The organism is Amycolatopsis sp. CA-128772 (genome assembly GCF_002904295.1).
GTDB lineage: Bacteria > Actinomycetota > Actinomycetes > Mycobacteriales > Pseudonocardiaceae > Amycolatopsis.
In genome coordinates this window covers 68,859-95,380 of record NZ_PPHG01000066.1, presented here as the reverse complement: position 1 = coordinate 95,380, position 26,522 = coordinate 68,859, and the positions used below count along the sequence as shown (strand labels likewise).

Sequence of the window (26,522 nt, the reverse complement as noted above, 5' to 3'; positions counted from 1 at the left end):
CCGAGACGAACGGATCAGACGACCGCGAGCGGCAATGCCGTCGGGTGGACCGGTGCCGGCAGGTCCGAGGCTCCCGTCAGGTACGTGTCCACCGCGTTGGCCACCGATCGGCCCTCCGCGATCGCCCACACCACCAGGGATGCTCCGCGGTGCGCGTCTCCGCAGACGAACACGCCCGGGGTCTCCGTCTGCCAGTCCGCGCCGCACGACAGGGTTCCGCGGCGGGTCAGCGACAGGCCCAGCCCGTCCAGCAGGGGCATCTCTTCGACGCCCTCGAAGCCGATGGCCAGGAGGACCAGGTCCGCCGGCCGCGTCTCGATTTCGTCGTTCACCGGGATGACCTCGCGGCGGCCCGTTGCCGGGTCCTTCTGGACGCGGACCTGCTGCAGCTCCACCGCCGTCACGTGGCCTTCGGCGGAACCGACGAACCGCTTCACCGCCACCGCGAACTTGCGCTCGCCCGCCTCCTCGTGCGCCGCGTACGTGCGCAGGATGTACGGCCACGTGGGCCACGGCGACCGCGAGTCGTCCCGGGTCGCCGGGGGCATCGGGTACTGGTCGAGCTGGGTCACCGACAGCGCGCCCTGGCGGGTGGCCGTTCCGTAGGAGTCCGCGCCCGTGTCGCCGCCGCCGATGATCAGCACGTGCTTGCCGCGGGCGTCGATCGCTGGGGGGCCGTCGCCCTCGACGTACTTGTTGGCCGGGACCAGGTGCTCCATCGCCAGGTGGATGCCCGCCAGCTCGCGGCCCGGGGTCGTCGTGTCGTCGCGCCCGCGCAACGCGCCCACCGCCAGGACCACCGCGTCGTACTGCGCGCGCAGGTCCGCCACCGACAGGTCGACGCCGACCTCGCAGCCCGTCACGAACCGGGTGCCCTCCTTGCGCAGCTGCGCCAGGCGGCGGTCGAGGACCTTCTTCTCCATCTTGAACTCGGGGATGCCGTAGCGCAGCAGGCCGCCGAGGCGGTCGTCGCGCTCGTACACCGTGACCTCGTGGCCGGCGCGGGTCAGCTGCTGGGCCGCCGCGAGCCCGGCCGGCCCGGAACCGACGACCGCCACCCGGCGGCCACTGGACACTTCGGACACCTGCGGCTGGACGTAGCCCGCTTCCCAGGACTGGTCGGCGATCGTCTGCTCGACGCGCTTGATCGACACCGGCCCGCCCGAGGCCGGCGAGATCGACAGCACGCAGCCCGCCTCGCACGGTGCCGGGCACAGCTTCCCGGTGAACTCGGGGAAGTTGTTGGTCGCGTGCAGCCGGTCGCTCGCCGCCGCCCAGTCGCCGCGGCGGACCAGGTCGTTCCACTCCGGGATCAGGTTGCCCAGCGGGCAGCCGGAACCGCCGGAGTGGCAGAACGGGATGCCGCAGTCCATGCACCGCGACGCCTGCTTGCGCACGCTTTCGTTGCGCTCGGCCGGGGCGACGTCCGCGTAGACCTCGCCCCAGCTTTCGAGACGCTCCTCTTTGGACTTCTTCTTGGGCTCTTCGCGCTCGTACTTGAGAAAGCCGGTCGGGTCAGCCACGAGCGGCCTCCATGATCGCCTCGTCGACGTCGCGGCCGGCAGCACGCGCTGCCTTCGCCGCGTCCAGGACCCGCTGGTAGTCGCGCGGCATCACCTTGGTGAACGCCACCGACCGGCGCGGCCAGTCGCCGAGGAGCGAGGCCGCCACCGCGGAGCGGGTGAGATCGTAGTGCTGTTGCACGGTTTTCTTGAGCCACGCCAGGTCGTCGGCCGTCGGGCGCAGCAGGTCCACCATGTCCTGGTTGACCTTCTGCGCGTCGACGTCGAGGACGAAGGCGATGCCGCCGGACATGCCGGCCGCCAGGTTGCGCCCGGTCGGGCCGAGCACCACCGCGCGGCCGCCGGTCATGTACTCGAAGGCGTGGTCGCCGACGCCCTCGGCGACGACCGTGGCGCCGGAGTTGCGGACGCAGAAGCGTTCGCCGACCTGGCCGCGCAGGAAGATCTCGCCACCGGTGGCGCCGTAGGCGATCGTGTTGCCCGCGATCGTCTGCGCCTCGGCGGCGAAGGCCGCGTCCGGGTCGGGGCGGACGACGATCCGGCCGCCCGACAGGCCCTTGCCGACGTAGTCGTTCGCGTCGCCGACCATGTCGAGGGTGATGCCGCGCGGCAGGAACGCGCCGAGCGACTGGCCGGCCGAACCGGTGAGCGTGACGTTGATCGTGCCCTCGGGCAGGCCGTCGCCGCCGTAGCGGCGGGTGATCTCCGAGCCGAGCAGGGTGCCGACGGTCCGGTTGACGTTGCGCACCGGCAGCTCGATGTTCACGTGGTGCGCGTCTTCCAGGGCCGCCTCGGCGAGCTGGATCAGCGTGCGGTCCAGGGCGTGCTCGAGGCCGTGGTCCTGACCGCGCGTGCGCCGCTTCGCGCCCCCGTACGGGGTCTCCGAAGGCATTTCGAAGATCGGCGTCAGGTCCAACCCGAACGCCTTCCAGTGGTCGACGGCCTCGTCGGTGTTCAGCAGCTCGGCGTGGCCGATGGCTTCGTCGAGCGTGCGGAAGCCGAGCGCCGCCAGGGTTTCCCGGACTTCTTCGGCGACGAACTTGAAGAAGTTGACCACGTGCTCGACCTGGCCGGTGTAGCGCTTGCGCAGCTCGGGGCTCTGCGTGGCGACGCCGACCGGGCAGGTGTCGAGGTGGCAGACGCGCATCATGATGCAGCCCGCGACGACGAGCGGGGCCGTCGCGAAGCCGTACTCCTCGGCGCCGAGCAGCGCCGCGATGACGACGTCGCGCCCGGTCTTCATGGCGCCGTCCACCTGCACGGTGATCCGGTCGCGCAAGCCGTTGAGCAGCAACGTCTGCTGGGTCTCAGCGAGGCCGATCTCCCACGGCGTGCCCGCGTGCTTGAGCGAGTTCATCGGGGACGCGCCGGTGCCGCCGTCGTGGCCCGAGATGAGCACGACGTCCGCGTGCGCCTTGGACACACCGGCCGCGACCGTGCCGACACCGAGCGAGGACACCAGCTTCACGTGGATGCGGGCGTGCTCGTTGGCGTTCTTGAGGTCGTGGATCAGCTGCGCCAGGTCCTCGATGGAGTAGATGTCGTGGTGCGGCGGCGGGGAGATCAACCCCACGCCCGGCGTCGAGTGCCGGGTCCGCGCGATCCACGGGTACACCTTGTTCGGCGGCAGCTGGCCGCCCTCGCCGGGCTTCGCGCCCTGCGCCATCTTGATCTGGATGTCGTCGGCGTTCACCAGGTATTCGCTGGTGACGCCGAAGCGGCCCGACGCGACCTGCTTGATCGCGCTGCGGCGCTCGGGGTCGTAGAGCCGCTCGGGGTCTTCGCCGCCCTCACCGGTGTTGGAGCGGCCGCCGATCCGGTTCATCGCGATGGCCAGGGTTTCGTGCGCCTCGGCCGAAATCGAGCCGTACGACATCGCGCCGGTGTTGAAGCGCTTGAAGATCGCCTCGGCCGGCTCGACCTCGTCGAGCGGGATCGGCTCGCGAACGCCGTCCTTGAACGAGAACAGCCCGCGCAGCGTGCCGCCCTCGCGGTAGAGGCGGTGCACCTCGTCGGTGTAGGAGCGGTACACCTCGTCGCGGCCGGTCTTGGACGCGTGCTGCAGCAGGAACACCGTCTCCGGCGTGAACAGGTGCAGCTCGCCCTCGCGGCGGTAGGCGTACTCGCCGCCCGTCTCGAGTCCTCGGTGGACCCGGTCGGTCGGGTTGTCCGGGTACGCGCGGCGGTGGCGCGTCGCGACCTCTTCGGCGAGCACCTCCAGCCCGATCCCGCCGAGCTTCGACGACGTCCCGGTGAAGTACTCGTCGAGCAGGTCCTGGCTCAGGCCGAGGGATTCGAAGACCTGGGCGGCGGTGTACGCGCCGACCGTCGAGATGCCCATCTTGGACATGATCTTCAGGACGCCCTTGACCAGCGCCTGCACGTAGTTGCGGATCGCCTTGCCGGCCTCGATGCCGGTGACCGCGCCCTGCCCGATCATGTCTTCGATGGTCTCGAAGGCCAGGTACGGGTTGACCGCCGCGGCGCCGTAGCCGAGCAGCAGCGCGATGTGGTGCACCTCGCGCGCGTCGCCGGACTCGACGACCAGCGCGACGCGCAGGCGTTCCTTGGTGCGGACCAGGTGGTGGTGCACCGCGGCGACCAGCAGCAGCGACGGGATCGGCGCCATCCGGTGGTCGGAGTCGCGGTCGGACAGCACGAGCGTGCGCGCGCCGGCCGCGATCGCCTCGGACGCCTCACGCCGGACGCGCTCGATGGCACCGGCCAGCGCTTCCGCGCCGCCGTCCACTTCGTACAGTCCGGAAAGGACGCTGCAGGCGAAGCCGGGGAGGTCGCCGTCGTCGTTGATGTGGATGAGCTTGGCGAGCTCGTCGTTGTCGATGACCGGGTACGGCAGCTTCAGGTGCCGGCAGGACGCCGGGCCGGGGGCGAGGAGGTTGCGCTCCGGGCCCATGATCCGCGCCATGCAGGTGACGAGCTCCTCGCGGATCGCGTCCAGCGGCGGGTTCGTGACCTGGGCGAAGTTCTGCTTGAAGTAGTCGTAGAGCAGCCTCGACCGCTTCGACAACACGGCGGGCGGGGTGTCCGACCCCATCGAGCCGATCGGCTCGGCGCCCTTTTCGGCCATCGGCGCGAGCAGGATCTTGAGCTCTTCTTCGGTGTAGCCGAAGGAAAGCTGGCGGCGCAGCACCGAGTCGTGGCTCTGCACGACGTGGTCGCGGTCGGGCAGCTCGGCGATCTTGAGCAGGCCCGCGTGCAGCCACGAGTCGTACGGCAGCTCGGCGGCCAGCGCGGACTTGACCTCTTCGTCGTCCACGATCCGGCCGGCCTCGGTGTCGACCAGGAACATCTTGCCGGGCTTGAGCCGTCCCTTGGCGACGACGTCCTTCGGGGCCACGTCGAGGACGCCGGCCTCACTGGCCAGCACCACGCGGTCGTCGGCCGTGCGCCACCAGCGCGCCGGACGCAGGCCGTTGCGGTCGAGGACCGCGCCGACCAGGCTGCCGTCGGTGAAGGTGACGCACGCCGGGCCGTCCCACGGCTCCATCAGGCTGGCGTGGAACTGGTAGAAAGCGCGGCGCTCGGGCTTCATGGTGGCGTGGTTCTCCCACGCCTCCGGGATCATCATCAGCACCGCGTGCGGCAGCGACCGGCCGCCCAGGTGCAGCAGCTCCAGGACCTCGTCGAAGGACGCCGAGTCCGAAGCGTCCGGCGAGCAGATCGGGAACAGCCTGCTCAGGTCGCCGGGGATCACGTCGGACTCGAGCAGCGCCTCCCGGGCGCGCATGCGGTTGCGGTTGCCCCGGATGGTGTTGATTTCACCGTTGTGGGCGACGAACCGGAACGGGTGGGCCAGCGGCCACGACGGGAAGGTGTTGGTGGAGAAGCGCGAGTGGACCAGCGCGATGGCGCTTTCCAGCCGCTCGTCGCGCAGGTCGGCGAAGAACGCGGGCAGCTGCTCCGGCGTCACCATGCCCTTGTAGACGAGCGTCCGCGAGGACAGGGACGGGAAGTACGTCCCGCAGCCGGCCGTGACGCTCTCGTGTTCGACGCGTTTGCGCAGGCAGAACGCGAGCCGGTCCAGCTCCACCCCCGACTTGCCGTCGGCGGTGACGAACAGCATCGCGAAGTGCGGCATGACCGAGCGGGCGGTCGGGCCGATGTCGGCGCGGCCGGCGTCGACCGGGACCTCTCGCCAGCCGAGAACCTCGAGGCCCTCTTCGACGGCGATGCGTTCGGCCAGCCCGACGGCCTTGCGGCGCTGCTCGGCGTCTTCGGGCAGGAAAGCGATGCCGGCGGCGTAGGTGTGGTGCCCCCGCTCGTCGGGCTCGGGGAGGGCGAAGCCGGCTTCGGCGCGCAGCAGCGTGTCGGGCAGCTGCAGCAGGATGCCGGCGCCGTCGCCGCTGGTGGGCTCGGCGCCCGCGGCGCCGCGGTGGTCGAGGTTGGTCAGCGCGGCCAGGCCGTCGGTGACGATGCCGTGGGAGCGGCGCCCACGGATGTCGGCCACCATGGCCACCCCGCAGGAGTCCTGTTCGGTCTCCGGATCGTAGAGACCCTGCTTGCCGGGAATGGCGGAGAAGATCATGAAGGGACCTCCTTCGTCGTCTTGTCGTGCGGGGCCGGGCTACCGGCCGGGAGCGCACGGGACGACGATGGCCCGCTTGTTAGCGCGACTTTAACACCTGGGAAACACCGCAGCAGCACTCCAGAGCGCCCCGGACGACGGCGGACGGTAACGATCTGGCTGCGCGGAACGACGTAGTTCCTGATGGGTTCCCGGCAGTTCGTTCGGCTAAGTATACGGCCCGGAAACTCCGGTCAAGGCCAACGTGACGTGATCGGCGCGGTGTGTTGGCGGTCACTAGAACGTGTTACATTTCGCCGCATGATCCTCGATCGGTTCAAGCTCACCGGCCAGGTGGCGGTGGTCACCGGAGCAGGGCGCGGAATCGGCGCGGCCACGGCCGTGGCCCTCGCCGAAGCGGGCGCCGACGTGGTGATCGCCTCCCGCACCGCGGCCCAGCTCGACGAGGTCGCCGCGGTGGTTTCCGCGACCGGCCGGCGCGCGGTCCCGGTGCCGGTGGACCTGTCCTCACCGGACGCCGCGGCGGACCTGGCTTCGACGGCGGTCGCGGAGTTCGGGCGCCTCGACCTGGTGGTCAACAACGTCGGCGGCACGTACCCGCGGCCGTTGCTCGAGTCGACGGTCGAGTTCATGGAGGAAGCGTTCCGCTTCAACGTGGCCACGGCCCACGCCCTGACGGTGGCGGCGGCGCCCTCCCTGGTGAAGACGGGCGGCTCGGTCGTCAACATCTCGTCGGTGATGGGCCGGGTGTCAGGCCGCGGCTTCGCGGCGTACGGGACGGCGAAGGCGGCCCTGGCGCACTACACGCGCCTGGCGGCGGCGGACCTGGCCCCGCGGGTGCGGGTGAACGCGATCTCGGTGGGATCGGTGGCGACGTCGGCCCTGGAGATCGTGGTGGGCAACCCGGAGCTACGCGCCAAGATGGAGGCCGCAACCCCGCTGGGCAAGATCGGCGAAGCGGAGGACATCGCGGCGACGGTGGTCTTCCTGGCGTCCCGCGCGGGCGGGTACATCACGGGCAAGATCATCGAGGTCGACGGCGGGTTGCAGACGCCGAACCTGGAGCTGGGCCTGCCGGACCTGGACTGAGCCGGCCCGGAACTGTCGGTGCCACCCGGTAGCGTGGAAACCGGGGGCGGCGCCCCAAGCCAGCTTCCGCTGGAAGCCACCACCGGCGCCCGCACCCGCCCCAAGCCACCGGCGCCTGCACACGACGAAGGCCGCCACCCGGAGCTCCCGGCGGCGGCCTTCGGGAAGCGCTCAGCTCTCGTCGGTCTTCTTCGGCTCCTCGGCCGGCGCCTCCGTGGAAGCCGGCTTCGCCGCGGAAGCCGGAGCCTCGGCCGCCACCTTCTCGGACTCGTCGGCGGCCACCGTCGCAGGCTCGTCGGCGGTGTCGGAAACGGTGTCGGAAGCGGTGTCCGAGGCCACCGGGACCTCGTCCGGCCCGACCGCGTCCTTGCTCACCAGCGTCTCCGGCGCCTCCCGCGGCCCCCGCCGGCCGGCGATCACGAAGTACGCCGCCGCCGCGACGAACAGCAGGATCGACGTCCACACGTTGACCCGGAGGCCGAGGATGTGGTTCGCCGTGTCCGTGCGCATCATCTCGATCCAGCCGCGGCCCACCGTGTAGCCCGCCACGTACAGCGCGAACGCCCGGCCGTGCCCGAGCTTGAACCGGCGGTCCGCCCACACCACCAGCAGCGCCACCAGCAGGTTCCAGAGCAGCTCGTACAGGAACGTCGGGTGGACCGGGCTCTCCGGCAGCGGGATGTGCCCCGTCGCGACGCCGTTCAGGAGGTTGTCCGGGTCCTCCGGGTTGAAGCGCTGGTAGACCTCGAGTCCCCACGGCAGGTCCGTGTGCGCGCCGTAGAGCTCCTGGTTGAAGTAGTTGCCGATGCGCCCGATCGCCTGCGCGACGACGATGCCCGGGGCGACCGCGTCCGCCATCGCCGGCAGCGGGATGCCCTTGCGACGGCAGGCGATGAGCGCGCCCACCGCGCCCAGGGCGATCGCGCCCCAGATGCCGAGGCCGCCGTCCCAGATCGCGAACGCGTTCCACGGGTTGCGGCCCTCGGTGAAGTACAGCTCCGGGTCGGTGATCACGTGGTACAACCGGCCGCCGACCAGGCCGAACGGCACCGCGAACACCGCGATGTCGATCACCGTGCCCTTGGTGCCGCCGCGGGCGATCCAGCGCCGCTCGCCCCACCAGATCGCCACGATGATGCCGGCGATGATGCACAGGGCGTACGCGCGGAGCGGGATCGGTCCCAGGTGCCAGACGCCGCGGTCGGGGCTGGGGATCGTCGCGAGGAAGGCGCTCATCACGCGGCCACCGTAGCGCTAGCGCGCCTTTTGTCACCAACCCGGCCGCAGTTACGGCCGCTGACTTTTCGGTAATGGTCACGTGCCGGTCGGAGGGGGGCGGCCTGCTTTCCGGCCGGGTTGCTAAGGCACCGGAGCATCCAAGGCGGCCAGGTAGCCCGCCACCAGCGCGTGCGCGACCTGGGTGACGGCTTGGTCACGCGGCAGGAAGCGTTCGTCGTGCAGGCTCGGCACGCCCGCCGTGTCGCCGAGGCCGACGAACAGCATCAGGCCGCGGGTGGCGCCGCCGCAGTAGTGGGCGAAGTCGTCGGCGCCGAACGAGCGGAACTGGTCGTCGACGGTGAAGCCGGCGTGCGCCAGCCACCGCTGGGCACCCCCCGCCAGCGCTGCGTCGTTGTCCAGGACCGGCTCGCACGGGCTGATCTCCAGCTCGGCCGTGCAGCCGTGCGCCCGCGCGGTGCCGTGCACGATGTCGGCCAGGGTCTCCAAGGCGCGCTCACGGTCCTTCGTGCGCATCAGGCGCAGCGAGCCGAACGCGCTCGCGCTGTTCGGGACGACGTTGGCCGCCGCGCCGCCCTGGATGCGCCCGATCGAGCAGACCGCGCCGAACACCGGGTCGATCCGGCGGGACGCGAGCTGCTGCAGGCTCACCACCAGCTGGGACAGCGCCAGGATCGGGTCGCGCAGCAGGTGCGGGTAGCCGGCGTGGCCGCCCTGGCCGTGCATGGTGACCTCGAACTCGTCGGTGGAGGCGTTCACCGGCCCCGGCGCCGCCGAGACGACGCCGTGCGCGATCCGCGGCTGGACGTGCGCGCCGATCACCGTGTCCACGCCGTGCTCGGTCAGCACCCCGGATTCGACGACGTCGAGCGCACCGGGCGGGGACGTCTCCTCCCGCGGCTGCAGCAGCGCCAGGATCGGCCGCGGCACGCCGACGCGCTGCGCGGCCCGGCCGACGGCGACCAGCGCGGCGAGGTGGACGTCGTGGCCGCAGGCGTGCATCAGGTCGTTCCCGGACGCCCACGGCACGCCGGTGCCCTCCAGCACCGGCAGGGCGTCGAGCTCGGCCCGCAGCGCCACGGCCGGGCCGGACCCGCCGGGCAGCGGGATGGCCCGGCCGGTCTTGGCGACGCGGGTCCCGTCGCCCGCGCCGAGCGCGCCGGCCACCAGGCGGGCGGTGTCCTCCTCGTCGCCGGACCCGCGGGGGTCGGCGTGCACGGCGTGCCGGAGCTCGACGGCGGTGGGCAGTTCGTCGGCGATCGCCTGCGTCCACCGGGTCCACAGATCACTCACACGTGCTCCAAGCGGTAGATCCTCTTCGCGTTCTCGTGCCCCACCAAAGCACACAGCCGGACGGCGTCCTTTTCGGACATGGCGTTCGCGGCGAGCGCGGCACGCACGAAGTCCGACAACCCCTGCCGGAACAGGGCCGTGCCCAGGTGGTACAGCTCGGCCAGGCCGAAGGCGTCGGTGGAGAAGAGCACCTTCCCGAACGGCGCGAGCTCCAGGAGCTCGGCCAGCACGGCCGGCGCCCGGAGGCCCGCGTTGTGCGTGATGAGCCCGGCGTCGACGAACACGTGCTCGAAGACCTGCGCCAGATACCCGGCGTGGCGGTGGAACGGGTAGTTGTGCAGCAGCAGGATCGGCACGCCGCGGCCGCGCGTCGCCCGCAGCAGCCCGGTGAGCAGCAGCGGGTCGCAGCGGTGCAGGTCGACGTCGGCGTCGCCGTAGCCGACGTGGAACTGCACCGGCAGGCCCAGGTCGAGGCCGGTGAAGACGAGGTGCCGGTGCAGCACCTCGTCGGCCAGCCGCCCGCCGCCCGCGGCGAGCCAGCGTCCGGCGGCGGCTTCGACCTCCGACGGCGTCGGCGGCGAACCCGCCAGCTCCAGGCCGACGCGGTAGGCCGCGATCGACTTGAGCCCGACCGCGCCGGCCGCGCGTTTCCCCAGTTCGCCGGCGAAGGCGGCGGCGAACCCGGCCGCGGTGGTCCCGCCGATCACCGCCTCCGCGACCTGCTCCAGCCGGACGACGTCGTGCGCGCGCGTGCCCGCCAGCCCGGCGAACTCCGCGGTCGTGGTCAGGGTGTCCGGCAGGAACCCGCCGTCCAGCAGGAAGTCGGTCGTGCCGGTGGCCCGCAGGAACCGCCGGGTCACCTCGGCCGCGCCCAGTTCGGCGCGGCGCCGCAGGTAGACCTCGGCCGGGGCGTGCTTCGGCAGGTCGAGCACGGGCGCGCAGCGTTCGCGCACGGCCAGCCCGACGAGCGAGTCGAACAGGCTCGTGCCGAGCGGCGACGGCGCATCGGCCTCGGTCAGCATCGCCTCGAAGTCCCCGCGCGGAACGTCGCGGATGACAACGCCGTGGCAGTGGTGGTCCACCAGCGGCAGATCCGCGACGAACGGCAGCAACGCAGTCATGTGCCTCCGTCCCGGGTCGCCAGCCTCTCCCCCACCCTACGAGCGAAGCCGGGCGCGGACAGGACGGCGAGCACCGCGAGCACCAGCACCGCCGCGGCGACCACCGGGAACCAGCGCGCCGGCCCTTCGGCCGGGTACGGCACCACGTTGACGTACACGGTGTACCCGAGCACGGCGAGCGCGCCGACCGGGAAGACCAGGTGCCAGGCCGGCACGCGCATCCGGCGCTTCACGAACAGCAGCAGGATCGCGCCGACCGTCGTGAGCAGGTAGATGACCAGCAGGATGAGCGTCCCGATCGAGCCGGACCAGGCGAAGGTGTCCGACGCCGTCGCGCCGAAGAAGACCGCGCACACCACGATGATCAGCGCCGCGGCGAGGGTCACGGCCGTCACCGCGGCTACCGGCGTTCCGCGCGCGGACGTCCGGCCGAGGCCGCCGCCCGCGTCGCGGCCCAGGGCGTAGAGCAGCCGCGAGCCGCCGACGACGCAGGCGAGGCAGCAGCCGAACGCGCTGATCGCCGCGCCGGCGCTGATCACGTCGCCGACCCATGCGCCCGCGTACCGGCTGCCGAGGTCGCCGAGCAGGGACGGCGAGTCGTGGAACGCGCCCGCGTCGCTGCCGAAGGCCATCATCTCCACGGCCGTCACGACCACGAAGTAGAGGCCGCCGAAGAGCGCCGTGCCGAGGATCGCGCGGGGGATGTTGCGCTCCGGGTCGTGGGTTTCCTCGCCGAGCGTCGCCGCGGCTTCGAACCCCGCGAAGGACAGGAACCCGAACACCGCGCCGAGGAACACGCCTGACAGCCCGGTTTCGGGGACGAAGACGGCCATCGTGAACCGGGCGCCGCCCGGGGCGTTCCCGGCGACGAGCCGGACCAGGATGACCACGGTGACCAGCAGGATCACCGCGATCGTCGCCCCTTCGACGGCGAGCAGGGTGCTCGTGCCGCGGCGGGCGGGCAGCACGGCGAGCAGCCAGGCACCGATCAAGGCGACGGCTGTCAGCACGAACGGCCCCCAGGACGGCGGATCCGGCCAGATGCCCGCCTGCATCAGGAAAGCCGTGCCCAGCGTGCCCGCGGCCGAGCTCGTGACGACGGCGTAGAACGTGTACGTCCCGAGGAGACCGATGCCGGAGACGACACCCGCGCGCGGGCCGAGGGTGGCGCCGACGAAGGCGTACACCGAGCCGGCGTGCTGGTAGTGCCGGCAGAGCTTCACGAAGCCGTAGGCGACCAGCAGGACGCCGACCGCCGAGAGCAGGAAGGCGAGCGGGACGGCCCGGCCGGCGGCCGCGGCGGTCTGCTGGGGGTTGATGTTGGCGGCCATGCTCGGGGCCATCAACGCCACGGACAGGCCGACGGCCTGCCAGACGGAGAGGGAGCGGCGCAGACCTGGACGGGTTTCGACGGTGTCTGACACGATCTTCACCTCGGTTCTCGAGCGAGAAGCACTCAAGTGAACATCGACGGGGGCAGGATGAGCCAGCTCGATCGGGCAGAACTCGCGCAACAGGGCGCCATCCGGGCCGACGGCCTGCGCGCCGCCGGCGTCGAGCTGGTCGCGTTGACCTTCGTGGACAACAGCGGCATCGCGCGGGTGAAGGCGGTTCCGGTGGACCGGCTGTGGTCGGCGGCGGCGTGGGGCGTCGGCGCGTCGAACTCGTTCGACTTCTTCCTGGCCACCGACGACATCGTGGGCGGCACGCATTCGCGCGGCCCGGTCGGCGACCTGCGGCTGCACCCCGACCTCGACGCGCTCGTGCCGCTGGCCGCGCAGCCGGGCTGGGCGTGGGCGCCGGCCTGGCGGTACGACCAGGAGGGCGCGCCGCACCCGCAGGACGCGCGGGCGCTGGTGGCGGCCGCGACGGCCCGGCTCGCGGAGCTGGGCTACCACGCGCGGACGGCGTTCGAGCTCGAGTGGGTGGTCACGGCGGCCGACGCCCCGGACGACCCGCGCTCGGCCACCGCGGGCCCGGCCTACGGCTACGCGCGGCTGTCTTCGCAGGCGGGTTACCTGCGCAAGCTGGTGTCCACGTTGACCGCCCAGGGTGTCGCGGTGGAGCAGATCCACCCGGAGTACGCGGCCGGGCAGTTCGAAGTGTCGGTGGCCGCGGGCGATCCGCTGCGCGCGGCGGACGTCGCGGTGCTGACCCGCGAGACGATCCGGACGATCAGCGGGCAGTACGGGCTGCGCGCGTCGTTCACGCCGAAGTTCGCGCCGGACGGCGTCGGCAACGGCGGTCACGTCCACCTGAGCCTTTGGGACGGCGACCGCAACCTCTGCACCGGCGGCGACCGGCGGTTCGGGCTCACGGACACCGCGGAGGCGTTCGGCGCCGGCATCCTCGCGCGGCTGCCGGCGCTGCTGGCGATCGGCGCGCCCTCGGTGGTCAGCTACCTGCGGCTCGAACCGCACCACTGGGCCGGCGTGTTCCGCGCGTGGGGCCTGGAAAACCGCGAGGCGCCGCTGCGGCTGGTCCAGGGCCCGGCCGGGCAGCGCGACCGGGCGGCGAACTTCGAGGTCAAGTGCTTCGACCTGACGGCGAACCCGTACCTGGTGGTGGCCGCGCTGATCTTCGCGGGGCTGGCCGGGGTGTCCGCCCGCGCGAGCCTGCCGGAACCGGCCGACGTCGACCCGGCCACGCTGCCCTCGGCCGAGCGGCTGCCGGTCTCCCTGGCCGACGCGGTGACGGCGTTCGAAGCGGACTCCGCGCTGACGTCGGCGTTCGGGGCGGAACTGGCGACGACGTTGATGGACGTGCGCCGCGGCGAGATCGACCGGCTGGGCGCGCTGCCGCCCGAGGAGCTGTGCGCCGTGATGCGGTACCTCCATTGATCCTTTCGGCAAGCAACTTTTTGCCGCGAATGCCGTTTTCCGGCCCGGGAATCGTGCGGTGATCGAACTACAGGCCGCGGCGGGTCAGCGGGCCCCGGTGGCGCTGGTGCCGCCGGGCGACCCGATGACGCTGGTGGCCGGGAAACCCAGCCCGGCCAAGACGAACCTGCACCGGGCGGGGTCGACCAGCCCGCGCTCGACCGCCGGTCGTCGAGCACCCGGGCGTAATGCCGCACGTTGCGATCGTCGGGCCTGGACCGGTCGAAGGGGTCGTTGCAGCAGCTGGGGTGCACGCACCCGGCGGCCTCACCGCATCCGCCGCGGCGGCCGCGCCGGACCCGGCCGACCAGGCCGCGGCTTCGGACGCCGTGCGGACGTTGGGCACACTCGGCTGAGCTCCTACGCCGCCAATGCCCTGGCGACCTCCGTGCGCAGCTGCGGCAGCTTCGCGTACAGGCGGTCGCCGGGGCATTCGGTGTTGTAGAAGTCTCGGTGCCCCTTGATCTCCTCGACCCCGATGCCGTACTGGCGGCAGATGTAGGCGCAGAACACGACCAGCGAGGCCCACTGCGCCTCCGGTGGCTCCACGTTCGTGTAGGTGCCTTCGTTCTCGATGCCGATGGCGTTGGTGTTCTGGCCCGGGCAGTGGGCGCCCTGGATCATCGTCCTGCCGCCACGCAGGGCGTCGAGGCTGCCGTGGCGGCCTTCGAGGCGGTAGCCGCCGCGACTGACCGTGAAGTGCTGGCCGGTGTCGGACCAGCCGTTGTTGTCGATGTGGTCGTGCTGGTCGTCGCGGGCGACCTGGAAGGCGTGCGCCAGGGAGTAGTCGGTGCTGTCGGGGCACGCGATGTGGTGGATGAGGACCCGGTCCGCCGGGTGGCCGAGGGTGGTGAGCGCATCGGCGGGCGGCCGCGCACCCCATTCGGCACAGCTGTAGATCCGCGGAGCGCCGGCGGCCCGCGCGGCTTGCGGCAGCAGAAGACCGGCGGCGCCGGCCACGGCGAGGCCGGCGGCCCCGCGGAGGAAGCTGCGCCGCGGGAGGTGTGCGATGTCCATGGACAGGACCCTGCCGCGGCGGCGTACAGCTTCCGTACAAAAGCCGGTCGGCCGAGACGGATCGTCGCGGCGGAGGGCCGAGCTGATCCGGTTTCCGGTCTCGGCCCGCCGAGGCCGGCTCAAGCGGTCGCGACCGCCCGGCGCACACCCTCGGCCAGCTCCGACGACAACCGGCGGACGCCGCCGGAACCTTCCGCCGCCGCCGTGACCAGGGCCGAACCCACGATCACCGCGTCCGCGAACGAGGCCACCTCGGCCGCCTGGTCGCCCGACCGGACGCCCAGGCCCACGCCGATCGGCAGGTCCGTGTGGGCCCGCGTGCGCCGGACCAGGTCCTCCGCGCCCGCGCCGACCTGGTCGCGGGCACCCGTCACGCCCATCACCGCGGTCGCGTAGATGAAGCCCGAGGACGCCGCCGCCGTGCGGGCCAGCCGCTCCTCCGACGACGAAGGCGCCACCAGGAACGTCCGGTCCAGGCCGTGCTCCTTCGAAGCCGTCAGCCACGAAGAGGCTTCGTCCGGGATCAGGTCCGGCGTGATCAGGCCCAGGCCGCCCGCCGACGCGAGGTCACGCGCGAAGCGGTCCACGCCGTAGCGGTTCACCGGGTTCCAGTACGTCATCACGACCGCGCGGCCGCCGCGTGACGACACCGACTCGACCACCTCGAACAGGTGCTTGAGGCGGAAGCCGTTGTCCAGCGCCGTCACCGACGCCGCCTGGATCGTCGGGCCGTCCATCACCGGGTCCGAATACGGGACGCCGACCTCGATCAGGTCCGCGCCGCCGTCGACGCAGGCCGCGATCAGGTCCTTCGAGCCGTCGACCGTGGGGAAGCCCGCCGGGAGGTAGCCGATCAGCGCGGCGCGGCCCTCCGCGCGGGTCGTCGCGAAGAGGTCGTCCAGCCCGCTCATCCGTTCACCAGTCCGAACCACTTGGCCGCCGTGTCCATGTCCTTGTCACCACGACCCGAAAGGTTGACCACGATCAACCCGTCCGGGCCGAGTTCGCGGCCCAGCACCAGCGCGCCGGCCAGCGCGTGCGCCGACTCGATCGCCGGGATGATGCCCTCGGTGCGGGACAGCAGCTTGAACGCGTCCATCGCCTCGGCGTCGGTGACCGGCCGGTACTCGGCGCGGCCGGTGTCCTTCAGCCACGCGTGCTCCGGGCCGACGCCCGGGTAGTCCAGCCCGGCCGAGATCGAGTGCGACTCGACCGTCTGGCCGTCCTCGTCCTGCAGCAGGTACGTCATCGCGCCGTGCAGGTTGCCCGGGGTGCCCTTGGTGAGCGTCGCCCCGTGCCGGTTGCCCTCGATGCCCTCGCCGCCCGGCTCCAGGCCGACCAGCCGCACGGACGGGTCGTCGTAGAACCCCGAGAAGATGCCGATCGCGTTGGACCCGCCGCCGACGCAGGCCGCGACGACGTCGGGCAGGCGGCCGGCCTGCTCCAGGATCTGCTCGCGGGCCTCGGTGCCGATGACGTGGTGGAAGTTGCGCACCATCGTCGGGAACGGCGCCGGGCCGGCCGCCGTGCCGAACAGGTAGTGCGTGGTGTCGGCGTTGGTCACCCAGTCGCGCAGGGCCTCGTTGATCGCGTCCTTCAGCGTCCGCGAACCGGTCTTGACCGGGATCACCTCGGCGCCGAGCAGCCGCATCCGGGCCACGTTCAGCGCCTGGCGCTCGGTGTCGACCTCGCCCATGTAAACGACGCAGTCGAGGTCGAGCAGCGCGCACGCGGTGGCCGTCGCGACGCCGTGCTGGCCCGCGCCGGTTTCGGCGATGACGCGCTTCTTGCCCATCCGCTTGGTGAGCAGCGCCTGGCCCAGCACGTTGTTGATCTTGTGGGAGCCGGTGTGGTTCAGGTCCTCGCGCTTGAGGAACACGCGCGCGCCGCCGGCGTGCTCGCCGAAGCGCTTGGCCTCGGTGAGCAGCGACGGACGGCCCGCGTAGTCCTTCAGCAGGCGGTTGAACTCGTTCAGGAACTCCGGGTCGTGGCGGGCCTTGTCGTACTCGGTGGCGACCTCGTCGACGACGCCGATCAGCGCCTCCGGCATGAACCGCCCGCCGTACGGGCCGTAGTAGCCGCGCTCGTCCGGGTCGTGCGCGCCGAGTTCCTGAGGCCGTTCGACAGCACCGTGCTCTTCGGTCACCGCGACGGCCTCGGGCAGGCGGGGTGGGAACCGGCGGTGACCAGCTTGACCAGGGCGCCCTTCGGGTCGCCGGAGGCCACCAGGCCCTCGCCGACCAGCACCGCGTCGGCGCCGTGGCCGGCGTACGACATCAGGTCGCCCGGGCCGCGGACGCCGGATTCGGCGACCTTGTAGACGTCCATCGGCAGGCCGGGGGCCAGCCGCGAGAAGACGTCCCGGTCCACCTCGAGGGTGTGCAGGTTGCGCGCGTTGACGCCGATGACCTTGGCGCCCGCCTCGAGGGCCCGGTCGGCCTCCTCGGCGTTGTGGATCTCCACCAGCGCGGTCATGCCGAGCGACTCGACGCGGTCGAGCAGCGAAACGAGCGCGTTCTGCTCCAGCGCGGCGACGATCAGCAGCACCATGTCGGCGCCGTGCAGGCGGGCCTCGTGCACCTGGTAGGGGCTGACGATGAAGTCCTTGCGCAGGACGGGGATGTCGACCGCGGCACGGACGGCGTCCAGGTCGGCCAGCGAACCGCCGAACCGGCGCTGCTCGGTGAGCACGCTGATCACGCGCGCGCCGCCGGCTTCGTAGTCCTTCGCCAGCGCGGCCGGGTCGGGGATGTCGGCCAGGTCGCCCTTCGAGGGGCTGCGCCGCTTGACTTCGGCGATCACGCCGATGCCGGACTCGCGCAGCGCGGCCATCACGTCGCGGGGGCCGGGGGCGGCGGCCGCCCGGATCTTCAGCTGGTCGAACGGCAGCGCGGATTCCCGCACGGCGAGGTCTTCCCGCACGCCGGCGACGATGTCTTCGAGCACGCTCACCGGGCGCCCCCACCAGGGCACGTGCTCACGGATTCACTCGCAAGGTCGCTCACAAAAACCTTCCCCTTCCCGCCGAAACGATGCTAACCCCCGCATCCGAGACGCCCGGTTCCGGGTGTGCGCGTTACTCCGAATGCCTGCCCCGGACGTCCGTCGGGTCTTCCCCTTCGGACAGCGCCTCCCACAGCTCGGCGTCCGGGTCACGCACCTTCTTCCGGGTGGCCGGGGCCGCGTACTTCGTGCCGAGGCGCGCGGCGCGGCCGGCGCCCTTGACGGCGACCAACCCGCCGGTGGCGACGAGAATTCCCCCGAGCACGGCCAGGCCGCGGCCCAGCAGCATCTGGGTGACGGGCAGGCCGTCGGCGTAGCCGGAGAACCGGACCCCGGCGACGCCGGTCCAGACCGCGGCGGCCCCGGCCAGCGCCAGCACGACGCCCAGGACGCGCCGCGCCCAGCCGCCGGTGGCCACCACCCCGGCCACTCCGGCCAGGGCGAGCAGGGCCAGCGGCACCAGGGCGGTGGCCTGCTGCTCGCCGGACTCGCGGTAGAGGATCGTGCCGCGGACGCCGCCGTCGCGGAACTCGGCGAACCACGTCAGGCGTGACGCACCCCACAGCGCGGCCGCACCGAGCAGCAGCGCGACCACGATCATCCACAGTGGACGCCTCGACGCGGTCGCCGCCGGCGCTGCCGCGCCGGCAGCCGGAGAGGCCGCGCCCAAAGCCGCCGCGTCGGCGGCCGGGGAGGCGGCGCCCGGCGCCCGCGGCGCGTCCGGTGTGTCAGACATGCGCGGCGTCCGCGGCCGGGTCGAGCGCGCCCGCCGCCACCATGGTCTGCGCCGCGGCCACCGCCGAGAGCACGGTCCGGGCCTTGTTCAGCGATTCGGTGTCCTCGTAGTCCGGCACCGAGTCGGCGACCACCCCGCCGCCGGCCTGGACGTGCGCGATGCCGTCCTTGACCAGCGCGGTGCGGATCGCGATCGCGGTGTCGGCGTCGCCGGCGAAGTCGAGGTAGCCGACGACCCCGCCGTACAGCGCGCGGCGGACCGGCTCGAGCTCCTCGATCAGCTGCATCGCGCGGACCTTGGGCGCGCCGGACAGCGTCCCGGCCGGGAAGCACGCCGTCACCGCGTCGAAGGCCGTCTTGCCCTCGGCCAGCTCGCCGGTGACGGTGGACACGATGTGCATCACGTGGCTGTAGCGCTCGATCTGGAAGAAGTCGACCACCCGGACGGTGCCCGGCTTGCAGACCTTGCCGAGGTCGTTGCGGCCGAGGTCGACGAGCATCAGGTGCTCGGCGCGCTCCTTCTCGTCGGCCAGCAGGTCCTTGGCCAGCTGCGCATCCTCCTCCGGGTCGGCGCCGCGCCAGCGCGTGCCCGCGATCGGGTGCGTGGTCGCGCGGCCGTCCCGCACGGTGACCAGCGATTCCGGGCTGGAGCCGACGATGTCGAAGCCCTCCAGGCGCAACAGGTACATGTAGGGGCTCGGGTTGGACGTCCGCAGCACGCGGTAGATGTCGAGGGCGTCGGCCGCAGTGGAAATCTCGAACCGCTGCGACGGCACGATCTGGAACGCTTCGCCGGCCTTGATCGCCTCGACGGCCTTCTCGACGGCCGCGTGGAAGTCCGCCTTCGACCGCTTCCGGGTGAATTCCGGGGCGGGCCGGTCGAACGCGGCGACGGTGGCCGGCGCGGGCACCTGCAGCTGCTCGGTCATCGCGCTCAGCCGGGCGACGGCGTCGTCGTAGGCCGCGTCCACCCGCTCGGGCGAGTCGTCCCAGTTGACGGCGTTCGCGATCAGCGTGACCGTGCCCTCGTGGTGGTCGAACGCGGCCAGGTCGGTGGCCAGGAGCATGGTCAGCTCGGGGATGTCGAGGTCGCGTTCGGCCAGCTCCGGCAGCCGTTCCAGCCAGCGCACGGCGTCGTAGCCGATGTAGCCGACCATGCCGCCGGTCAGCGGGGGCAGGCCGGGCAGCGGCTCGGTGTGCAGGGCCTCGATGGTCTCGCGCAGCACGGTCAGCGGGTTGCCCTCGGAGGGCAGGCCGACCGGTGGGGTGCCGGTCCAGACCGCTTCGCCGTCGCGGACGGTGAGCGCGGCCGGGCTGCGGACCCCGATGAACGACCAGCGGGTCCAGGACGCGCCGTTCTCGGCGGACTCGAACAGAAACGTGCCCGGCCGGTCGGCGGCGAGCTTGCGGTACACCCCGATCGGCGTCTCGCCGTCGGCGAGGACCCGGCGCACGACCGGGATCACGCGGCGGCTCTCGGCGAGGACGCGGAAGTCCTCGCGGGACGGGCTGACCGTGCCGGGACCGGCCGAACCGGCGGATGCGCTGACCATGGACCTCATTGTGCCGCTTGCGCGGAGCACGGCGGGCGCCGGGGCACAAATTCAATGAGCGTTGAATTCGGGTGGCCCATCGGTCATGATGGAGCCGTGAGCACCACGGAGAACACCGAGCCTAACGTCCGCCGCCGCGGCCGGCGGCCCGCCGGCCAGGACACCCGCACCGCACTGGTCGACGCGGCCCGGGCCGTGTTCGCCGAGAACGGCTACGACGGCGCGACGGTGCGCGCGATCGCCACCCGCGCCGGTGTCGACGCGGCGATGGTCAACCACTGGTTCGGCAGCAAGGAGGGCCTGTTCGCCCAGGCGGTCCTCGAGCTGCCGTTCGACCCGCTGGAGCTGCAGAAAGTCCTGCGCAACGGGCCCGACGACGAACTGGGCGAGCGGATCGTCCGCACGTTCGTCACCCGCTGGGACAGCGCGGGCGGCGGCGTGTTCGTGGCGCTGATCCGCAGCATCACCGGCCACGAACAGGCCGGCCACGTGCTGCGCGATTTCTTCCAGCGCTTCTTCAGCGCCCTGATCACGTCGATCGGCTCGGACCACGTCCCGCTGCGAATGAACCTGTGCGCCTCCCAGATGGTGGGCCTGGGCATGGTCCGGTACGTGGCGAAGTTCGAACCGCTGGCCACCGAGGACGTCGAGGTCCTGGTGCGCGCGATCGCACCGAACCTGCAGCGGTACCTGACCGGCGCGATCGGCTGAGCCGGGCCGCGCGGTCCGCGGCCGGTACCGCACCAGCATGCAGCCGCGCGGGTTTCGACGGCGAAGTCGATCCGGCGGTCACCGTCGGCGGTGCAGGCGCCCAGCGGCCAGCAGGACGACGACGGCGGAAACTGCTGCTTACCGAGGGCTTCGCGACCGCGAGGAAGCCGCGGCCGAGCACGGCGATCACCGCGGCGGTGAGCCACCACGCCCGCCGCCGGACGAGCGCGAACGGGACCCACCGGCCGAGCTCAGGAGCGTCGAGCCGGGCCCGGCGGGCGAGAGGCGGTTGCGGCCGCCGGGCGCCTACCTCGCCAGCAGCAGCGCGATCAGCGCCAGCGCGCCCGGGAGCACCTGCACGAACAGGATCCGCTTGCTGGCCGTCGCGGCGCCGTACAGGCCCGCGATGATCACGCAGACGATGCCGTACAGCTTGAGCTGGAAGCCCGTCGGGTCGCTCGCGATCAGGCCCCACACCAGGGCGAGCGCGAGGAAGCCGTTGTACAGCCCCTGGTTCGCGGCGAGCGTCTTGGTCTGCTCCGCGAACTCCTTCGTCATGCCGAAGCCGGCGCGGGCGCGGGGGCTCGTCCAGAGGAACATCTCGAGGACCACGATGTAGAGGTGGATCAGGGCGACGAGCCCGACCAGGATGTCGGCGACGATGGTCACGCGAGCTCTTTCTCCTCGGCCAGGAGCAGGCGCTCCTCGGTGTCGAAACAGGTGTGCGTGCCGGTGTGACAGGCCGGGCCGGTCTGGTCGACGCGCAGCAGGACCGTATCGCCGTCGCAGTCGATCCGCACCTCGCGGACGTGCTGGTAGTGGCCGGACGTCTCGCCCTTGACCCACAGCTTCTGCCGGCTGCGCGACCAGTACGTGCCGCGGCGGGTGGCCAGGGTGGCAGCGAGGGCGTCGTCGTTCATCCAGGCCATCATCAGCACGTCCGAAGTGGCGTGCTCGACGACGACCGCGGAGATCAGGCCGTCGGCGTTGCGCTTGAGGCGCGCCGAAACGGCCGCGTCCAGGGTCATGCTTCGGCTCCCAGGATGTGCCGCTTGAGCGGCATCGAGTTCAACAGGACGAACGCGTAGCCGTAGCCGGCGAAGGACAGGCCGGAGAACAGCTTGACCCACCACAGCTCGGCGCCGAGCACCAGGAACGCGTGCAGCAGCGCGAAGACGACCGCGACGACCAAGCCGCCGATGCGCGCGCTGCCGTGTTTCAAGACGAGCCCGGTGGTCACGACGCCGCCGAGGATCAGCGCCAGCGCGGGCATCCGGTAGATCGCCAGGCCCGACCCCGCGCCGAGGACCGGGATCAGGTCGAGCAGCGCCCACGCGACCGGCAGCCCGACGAGCAGGCCGGCGGTGACTTTCACCTCGACGGGTGCCTGCCAGGACTTCACCGGACCTCGACCCCGCCTTCGCGCAGCGCGTCCTTGACGTCCCCGATCTTCAGCTGTCCGAAGTGGAAGACGCTGGCGGCGAGCACGGCGTCGGCCCCGGTCCGCACGGCGGGCAGAAAGTGTTCGAGGGCCCCGGCGCCGCCGCTGGCGATCACCGGCACGCGCACGGCCTTGCGCACGAGTCCGAGGAGTTCGAGGTCGAAGCCGTTCTTGGTGCCGTCGGCGTCCATGGAGTTCAGCAGGATCTCCCCGACGCCGAGTTCCTCCCCGCGCGCCGCCCACTCGACGGCGTCGATCCCGGTCCCGCGGCGCCCGCCGTGGGTGGTGACCTCGAACCCGGACGCGGTCGGCTCGCCGCCCTCGGGCACGCGCCGCGCGTCGACGGAGAGCACGATGCACTGGGCACCGAACCGCCTCGACGCCTCGCTGAGGAACTCGGGCCGGGCGATGGCAGCGGTGTTGATGCTGACCTTGTCGGCCCCGGTCCGCAGCAGCCGGTTGACGTCGTCGTTGCTGCGCACCCCGCCCCCGACGGTGAGCGGGATGAACACCTGCTCGGCGGTCCGCCGGACGACGTCGTAGGTGGTTTCGCGGTCGCCGGAAGAGGCGGTGACGTCGAGGAAGGTGAGCTCGTCGGCGCCTTCGGCGTCGTACCGCCGGGCGAGCTCGACGGGGTCGCCGGCGTCGCGGAGGCCGGCGAAGTTGACACCCTTCACGACCCGGCCCGCGTCGACGTCGAGACAGGGGATCACCCGCACCGCGACAGACATGACCACCAGCGTAGTCAAGGGCCCGCGGACCTCCGCCGATGGCACGCGGACGAAGGCGAAGCCGGTGGCCGGTTCGCCGCCGGGCACCAGGTCCCCGGCGCCGTCCGGCACGCACTCCCCGGTGGTCGCGTCCCAGCGCTGCGGGGCCGGAGGAGGTGACGGGGTAGACAACTTCCGTCCGCCGTGCAGCGGTACGGCCCCCTCATGCGTCCCCCAGAAAGACGGAAGGGACGCGTGTGAGCTTCGAAGAGTTCGTGGCGGAGCGGCTGGACGGGCTGCTCCGCTACGCCACCGTCCTGACGAACGACCCGCACCTGGCGCAGGACATCGTCCAGGACGTGCTGCTGCGCGCCCAGCAGCGCTGGGACGGCATCGCCGCGCCGCCGGCCTACGTGCGGCGGATGGTCACCAACGAGTACCTCTCGTGGCGGCGGCGGGCCGTGCGGCGGATGGTGCCGAGCAGCCACGACGTCCTCGACGCGCTCAGCCCGCCGGAAGCCGATCCGGCCGCCGCCTACGACGAGCGGGACGCGATGCTCGGCCTGCTGGCCACGCTGCCGCGCAAGCAGCGCGCCGCGATCGTGCTGCGGTACTACGAGAACTACTCCGACGCCGAGATCGCCGCGGTCCTGCGCTGCGGCGCCTCCACCGTGCGCAGCCAGATTTCGCGTGCGCTGGCCACCCTGCGCCAGGCCGGGTTGAACCACACCGCCATCACCACCGGAGCCCCCGAATGACCCGCAGCGAGCACGAGACCGAGACGCTGGTCCGGGACAGCCTGGAGCGCCTCGCCGCGCGCGCCCCGGACGGCCACGCGGTGCGCGACGCCCTCGCGCGCGCCGGCCGGCAGCGGCGGCCGTCGACCCGGCTGGCCCTCGTCGCCGCCGCCGTGGTCGTGCTGGTCGCCGGCGTCGTCGCGGGCACGCAGCTGCTGACCCGGCCGGACCTGACGCCGGCCGCCGGCCGCCCGGTGCTCGCCTACAGCCCGGAGTGGCTGCCGGACGGCTTCACCGAGCAGTACCGCGAAGGCGGGCCCGGGCTCCTCCCCCAGGTCCGGCGGTGGTTCGCCGGGCCGGCGTCGATCACGCTGCAGACGTACCCGACCGCCGATCCCGAGTGGTCGCAGGCCGCGCTGAAGATCGCGGCGCTGCGCGACCAGATCGTGGTGCACGGCCGGGTCGCCATGGTCACCGGCGCGGACAGCGCCGCCCGGCTCACCTGGCTGGCCGACGACGAGCACGTGGTGGTCGCGTCGCTCACCGGGGTCCCGGACGCCCGCGCGGTCGCCCAGCGGATCGCCGACGCGGTCGCCGCCGACCCGGTCGGCGTCCGCGGCGAGCTGCGGTTCGGGCCGCTCCCGACGGGGCTGGCCGAGCGTTCGGCCGCGGTGCGGGGCACCGGCCCCGCCGACGCGATCACCGAGCTGACCGCGGCCGACCCCGCCCGGCCGTCGGTCGCCGTGGTGACGGCGACCGCCGGCGCGAGCTCCCCCGGCCTGAGCGGCGCGGCCCCGGTGACCGTCCGCGGCGGCGAAGGGTACTTCGTCGCGCCGGGCACCGGACGGGACGCGACGGTCGCGGTCCGGCTGCCGTCGGGGCGCTGGCTGACCGTGTCGGGACCGCGGCCGGAGGCCGAGCTGATCGCCGTCGCGAACGGCGTCCAGCTCGACCCGGCGCCCGACTACGGCTGGCTCGGCCGCGTCACCAGCTGACCATCGGGAACCAGATGATCCCCAGCCGGCCGAGCACGCGGACGTCCCAGTAGAGCAGCGTGAACGTGCCGCCGACGAGCAGCGCCGCACCGGTCACGGTGGCGACCCGGGCCGGCTTCGCGGCCAGCCGGCGCTGCACGCGGCCGCCGGTGGCGTAGGTGAGGATCAGGAACAGCACGGCCATGACGACGATGTTGCCGACGGACTGCAGCGCGAACGCGGCGGCGCCGTAAAGCACGTTGTGCTGCTCCGCGGCGCTGCGGAACATGATCCGGAACAGCGGGTACGGCCGTCCGATGAGGAACCCGCCGATCAGCGCGCCCATCAGGACCAGCGGCGCCGCGGGGTGGCGGCGGGTGAAGCCCGCGAAGGGGTTGCGGACGATGCCGAGCGCGATCAGGCCCATGCCGAGGAAGACCAGGCCGACCACCCCGAAGGCGATCATGGACTGGATGCTGCGCGGCGAGAGCCCGGTGGTCTTCGAGGTGTCGAACTGCGGCATCCGCGTCCCGACGAGCGCGACGATCACGCCGTAGCCGACGGACACGGTGAGCATCCCGGCGGCGATCCAGCCGAGCGGCTTGAAAGCGTTGCGCTTCCCGCCGGTCTGGTCGCCGACGAGCGGGGCGACGGCCCCGAAGGCGGCGATGTTGCAGGCGGTGAAGGAGCCCGCGAGGCCGGAGACGAAGGCGAACAAGGTTCCGGCGAGGACGCCGCTGACCGGGGTGGCTTTGGCGTCGTAGCCGAGCAGCCCGTTCGCGACGCTGTCCCCGATCACGGAGTCGACGAACGGCGCCGACCAGATCGCGGTGAGGACGAACCCCGCCAGGACCGCGATGACGGCGATGACGGCTCGCCGCGCGGGATAGGGCCCCGCGCCGAAGAAGCCAGCTTCAGGCTGGACCGGGAGTTGCTGTTCGACCGCCATCTACGCCCTCCAGTGTGCGGGTGATCCAGCAGCATGAAGCGTTGCAGATGCAGGCGTTGAAACGCTTCGGCCGGGCGTGTGGGGTTTGGCGCCGAAAGGCGCAGCCGAATTTCCCGGGCGGCTACGGTGGGGTCATGACTTCCGAGACCGACCGCCTCGCCGCCGAGCGGTACGTCGTCCTGACCACGTTCCGGCGCGACGGGCGGGCCGTGCCCACTCCGATCTGGGTGGCCGGCGACGGCGGCGAGCTCGTCCTGTGGTCGGAGCGGAAGGCCGGGAAGGTCAAGCGGATCCGCAACGGCGGCCGCGTCGAAGTCCAGGCGTGCGACCTGCGCGGGCAGAAGACCCACGGCGCGAAGGTGTCCGGGCAGGCCCGGCTGCTCGATGCCGGCGGCACCGAGCGGGTCCGGCGGGCCATCGCCCGCAAGTACGGCATCGTCGGGCGGGTCACGATGTTCTTCTCGAAGCTGCGCGGGCCGGCCGACCGGACCGTCGGGATCGCCGTCAAACTGGACGGCTGAAGCTCCGGAACCCGCGCCGCAGGTAGTTCGGCAGCGCGTTCGGGTGGTCGAGCGTCGAGGTGTGCAGCCACACGCGGCGCGTGCCGGGCAGCGTCCACGCGTCGGCGACGACGAGGGTGAGCGCGTACCCGCCCAGTCCTTTCCCGACGAACTCCGGCAGCAGCCCGAAGGTGGTGATCTCGACGACGCCGTCCGGCTGCGGCTCGAAATCGGCGGCGCCGGCGACGTCGCCGCGGTACTCGACGACCCGGTACCGCCGCTCCGGTTCGGCGAGCCAGCGCGCCCACTCCTCGTCGCCGCGGGACGCGCTCGGCCAGCGGTGCGGCGTCCCGATCCGGACGTGCAGCTCGCGGATCAGCGGCCCCGGCTCGACGGCCCGCACCGCGACGCCGTCGACGGGCGGTGCGGGGTTGAGCTGATCGGCGGCGGTCATTTCGAGCTGGGTGACGATCTCCTCCACCCGCGGCAACCTACGACCACCGGG

At 72.4% G+C, this 26,522-nt stretch carries 24 protein-coding genes; 6 read left to right on the top strand and 18 right to left on the bottom strand.

Annotated features, from left to right (window positions below; translation table 11 throughout):
* Positions 1–14: 14 nt before the first annotated feature.
* Complete coding sequence (locus C2L59_RS22535) at positions 15–1,523, bottom strand: glutamate synthase subunit beta (RefSeq protein ID WP_103351495.1); 1,509 nt, start codon at positions 1,521–1,523, stop codon at positions 15–17.
* Positions 1,516–6,069: a glutamate synthase large subunit gene (gene gltB, locus C2L59_RS22530; protein ID WP_103351494.1), complete on the bottom strand. Its 4,554-nt coding sequence runs from the start codon at positions 6,067–6,069 to the stop codon at positions 1,516–1,518. Before gltB ends, C2L59_RS22535 begins: the two co-directional genes overlap by 8 nt.
* A gap of 300 nt (positions 6,070–6,369) precedes the next feature.
* Here gltB and C2L59_RS22525 point away from each other — a divergent pair, with 300 nt between their 5' ends.
* Positions 6,370–7,158 (top strand): SDR family oxidoreductase, encoded by a 789-nt coding sequence (locus C2L59_RS22525; RefSeq protein WP_103351493.1) that lies wholly within the window; start codon positions 6,370–6,372, stop codon positions 7,156–7,158.
* A 171-nt stretch (positions 7,159–7,329) separates the two neighbouring features.
* On the opposite strand, the gene lgt is transcribed toward C2L59_RS22525, so the two are convergent.
* From lgt to C2L59_RS22505, 4 genes are all read right to left on the bottom strand, one after another.
* Positions 7,330–8,394, bottom strand: coding sequence for a prolipoprotein diacylglyceryl transferase (gene lgt, locus C2L59_RS22520; protein WP_199199199.1), 1,065 nt, complete (start codon positions 8,392–8,394; stop codon positions 7,330–7,332).
* Positions 8,395–8,517: 123 nt separating this feature from the next.
* Complete coding sequence (locus C2L59_RS22515; protein ID WP_103351491.1) at positions 8,518–9,687, bottom strand: M20 family metallopeptidase; 1,170 nt, start codon at positions 9,685–9,687, stop codon at positions 8,518–8,520.
* Positions 9,684–10,808 carry an amidohydrolase family protein gene (locus C2L59_RS22510; protein WP_103351490.1) on the bottom strand — a complete coding sequence of 375 codons (1,125 nt, stop codon included), beginning with the start codon at positions 10,806–10,808 and terminating at the stop codon, positions 9,684–9,686. The genes C2L59_RS22515 and C2L59_RS22510 overlap by 4 nt, the downstream gene beginning before the upstream one ends.
* Complete coding sequence (locus C2L59_RS22505) at positions 10,805–12,232, bottom strand: APC family permease (RefSeq protein WP_233223635.1); 1,428 nt, start codon at positions 12,230–12,232, stop codon at positions 10,805–10,807. Before C2L59_RS22505 ends, C2L59_RS22510 begins: the two co-directional genes overlap by 4 nt.
* A 57-nt stretch (positions 12,233–12,289) precedes the next feature.
* Here C2L59_RS22505 and C2L59_RS22500 point away from each other — a divergent pair, with 57 nt between their 5' ends.
* Complete coding sequence (locus tag C2L59_RS22500) at positions 12,290–13,648, top strand: glutamine synthetase family protein (RefSeq protein WP_199199198.1); 1,359 nt, start codon at positions 12,290–12,292, stop codon at positions 13,646–13,648.
* Between the two features lie 399 nt (positions 13,649–14,047).
* Here C2L59_RS22500 and C2L59_RS22490 read toward each other — a convergent pair whose 3' ends face one another.
* The 6 genes from C2L59_RS22490 to C2L59_RS22465 all read right to left on the bottom strand — a co-directional run bounded on the left by C2L59_RS22490 (position 14,048) and on the right by C2L59_RS22465 (position 19,995).
* A complete protein-coding gene (locus tag C2L59_RS22490; protein WP_103351487.1) occupies positions 14,048–14,704 on the bottom strand; it encodes a peptidoglycan recognition family protein in 657 nt (218 codons plus the stop codon).
* A 119-nt stretch (positions 14,705–14,823) separates the two neighbouring features.
* Positions 14,824–15,615: a tryptophan synthase subunit alpha gene (trpA, locus tag C2L59_RS22485; RefSeq protein WP_103351486.1), complete on the bottom strand. Its 792-nt coding sequence runs from the start codon at positions 15,613–15,615 to the stop codon at positions 14,824–14,826.
* On the bottom strand, positions 15,612–16,850 hold the full coding sequence (gene trpB, locus C2L59_RS22480; protein ID WP_103351485.1) for a tryptophan synthase subunit beta: 1,239 nt from the start codon (positions 16,848–16,850) through the stop codon (positions 15,612–15,614). The genes trpA and trpB overlap by 4 nt, the downstream gene beginning before the upstream one ends.
* Positions 16,847–17,656, bottom strand: a complete 810-nt coding sequence (trpC, locus tag C2L59_RS22475) for an indole-3-glycerol phosphate synthase TrpC (protein ID WP_103351484.1) — start codon at positions 17,654–17,656, stop codon at positions 16,847–16,849. Before trpC ends, trpB begins: the two co-directional genes overlap by 4 nt.
* A 124-nt stretch (positions 17,657–17,780) precedes the next feature.
* Entirely contained in the window at positions 17,781–18,308 is a 528-nt protein-coding gene (locus C2L59_RS22470; protein ID WP_103351483.1) for a Trp biosynthesis-associated membrane protein, read from the bottom strand.
* Between the two features lie 127 nt (positions 18,309–18,435).
* Positions 18,436–19,995, bottom strand: a complete 1,560-nt coding sequence (locus C2L59_RS22465; RefSeq protein ID WP_103351482.1) for an anthranilate synthase component I — start codon at positions 19,993–19,995, stop codon at positions 18,436–18,438.
* A 96-nt stretch (positions 19,996–20,091) separates the two neighbouring features.
* Between C2L59_RS22465 and C2L59_RS22460 the strand changes: the two genes are divergently transcribed.
* On the top strand, positions 20,092–20,706 hold the full coding sequence (locus C2L59_RS22460) for a TetR/AcrR family transcriptional regulator (protein ID WP_199199197.1): 615 nt from the start codon (positions 20,092–20,094) through the stop codon (positions 20,704–20,706).
* 306 nt (positions 20,707–21,012) lie between these two features.
* Here the strand turns inward: C2L59_RS22460 and C2L59_RS22455 are convergent, their stop codons facing one another.
* The 4 genes from C2L59_RS22455 to hisF are packed head-to-tail and all read right to left on the bottom strand — an operon-like array spanning position 21,013 to position 22,878.
* A complete protein-coding gene (locus C2L59_RS22455) occupies positions 21,013–21,375 on the bottom strand; it encodes a DUF1304 domain-containing protein (RefSeq protein WP_103351480.1) in 363 nt (120 codons plus the stop codon).
* Positions 21,372–21,734 (bottom strand): phosphoribosyl-AMP cyclohydrolase, encoded by a 363-nt coding sequence (gene hisI, locus C2L59_RS22450; protein ID WP_103351479.1) that lies wholly within the window; start codon positions 21,732–21,734, stop codon positions 21,372–21,374. Before hisI ends, C2L59_RS22455 begins: the two co-directional genes overlap by 4 nt.
* On the bottom strand, positions 21,731–22,108 hold the full coding sequence (locus C2L59_RS22445; RefSeq protein WP_103351478.1) for a hypothetical protein: 378 nt from the start codon (positions 22,106–22,108) through the stop codon (positions 21,731–21,733). Before C2L59_RS22445 ends, hisI begins: the two co-directional genes overlap by 4 nt.
* Positions 22,105–22,878: an imidazole glycerol phosphate synthase subunit HisF gene (gene hisF / locus C2L59_RS22440; protein WP_103351588.1), complete on the bottom strand. Its 774-nt coding sequence runs from the start codon at positions 22,876–22,878 to the stop codon at positions 22,105–22,107. The genes C2L59_RS22445 and hisF overlap by 4 nt, the downstream gene beginning before the upstream one ends.
* 236 nt (positions 22,879–23,114) lie before the next feature.
* On the opposite strand from hisF, the gene C2L59_RS22435 reads away from it, so the two are divergent.
* On the top strand, positions 23,115–23,615 hold the full coding sequence (locus C2L59_RS22435; protein ID WP_103351477.1) for a SigE family RNA polymerase sigma factor: 501 nt from the start codon (positions 23,115–23,117) through the stop codon (positions 23,613–23,615).
* Positions 23,612–24,589 carry a hypothetical protein gene (locus C2L59_RS22430; RefSeq protein WP_103351476.1) on the top strand — a complete coding sequence of 326 codons (978 nt, stop codon included), beginning with the start codon at positions 23,612–23,614 and terminating at the stop codon, positions 24,587–24,589. The genes C2L59_RS22435 and C2L59_RS22430 overlap by 4 nt, the downstream gene beginning before the upstream one ends.
* On the opposite strand, the gene C2L59_RS22425 is transcribed toward C2L59_RS22430, so the two are convergent.
* Complete coding sequence (locus tag C2L59_RS22425; protein WP_103351475.1) at positions 24,579–25,517, bottom strand: hypothetical protein; 939 nt, start codon at positions 25,515–25,517, stop codon at positions 24,579–24,581. The genes C2L59_RS22430 and C2L59_RS22425 overlap by 11 nt on opposite strands.
* A 134-nt stretch (positions 25,518–25,651) precedes the next feature.
* Here C2L59_RS22425 and C2L59_RS22420 point away from each other — a divergent pair, with 134 nt between their 5' ends.
* Entirely contained in the window at positions 25,652–26,038 is a 387-nt protein-coding gene (locus tag C2L59_RS22420; RefSeq protein WP_103351474.1) for a PPOX class F420-dependent oxidoreductase, read from the top strand.
* On the opposite strand, the gene C2L59_RS22415 is transcribed toward C2L59_RS22420, so the two are convergent.
* On the bottom strand, positions 26,022–26,498 hold the full coding sequence (locus C2L59_RS22415; protein WP_103351473.1) for a GNAT family N-acetyltransferase: 477 nt from the start codon (positions 26,496–26,498) through the stop codon (positions 26,022–26,024). The genes C2L59_RS22420 and C2L59_RS22415 overlap by 17 nt on opposite strands.
* Between the last annotated feature and the right edge of the window lie 24 nt (positions 26,499–26,522).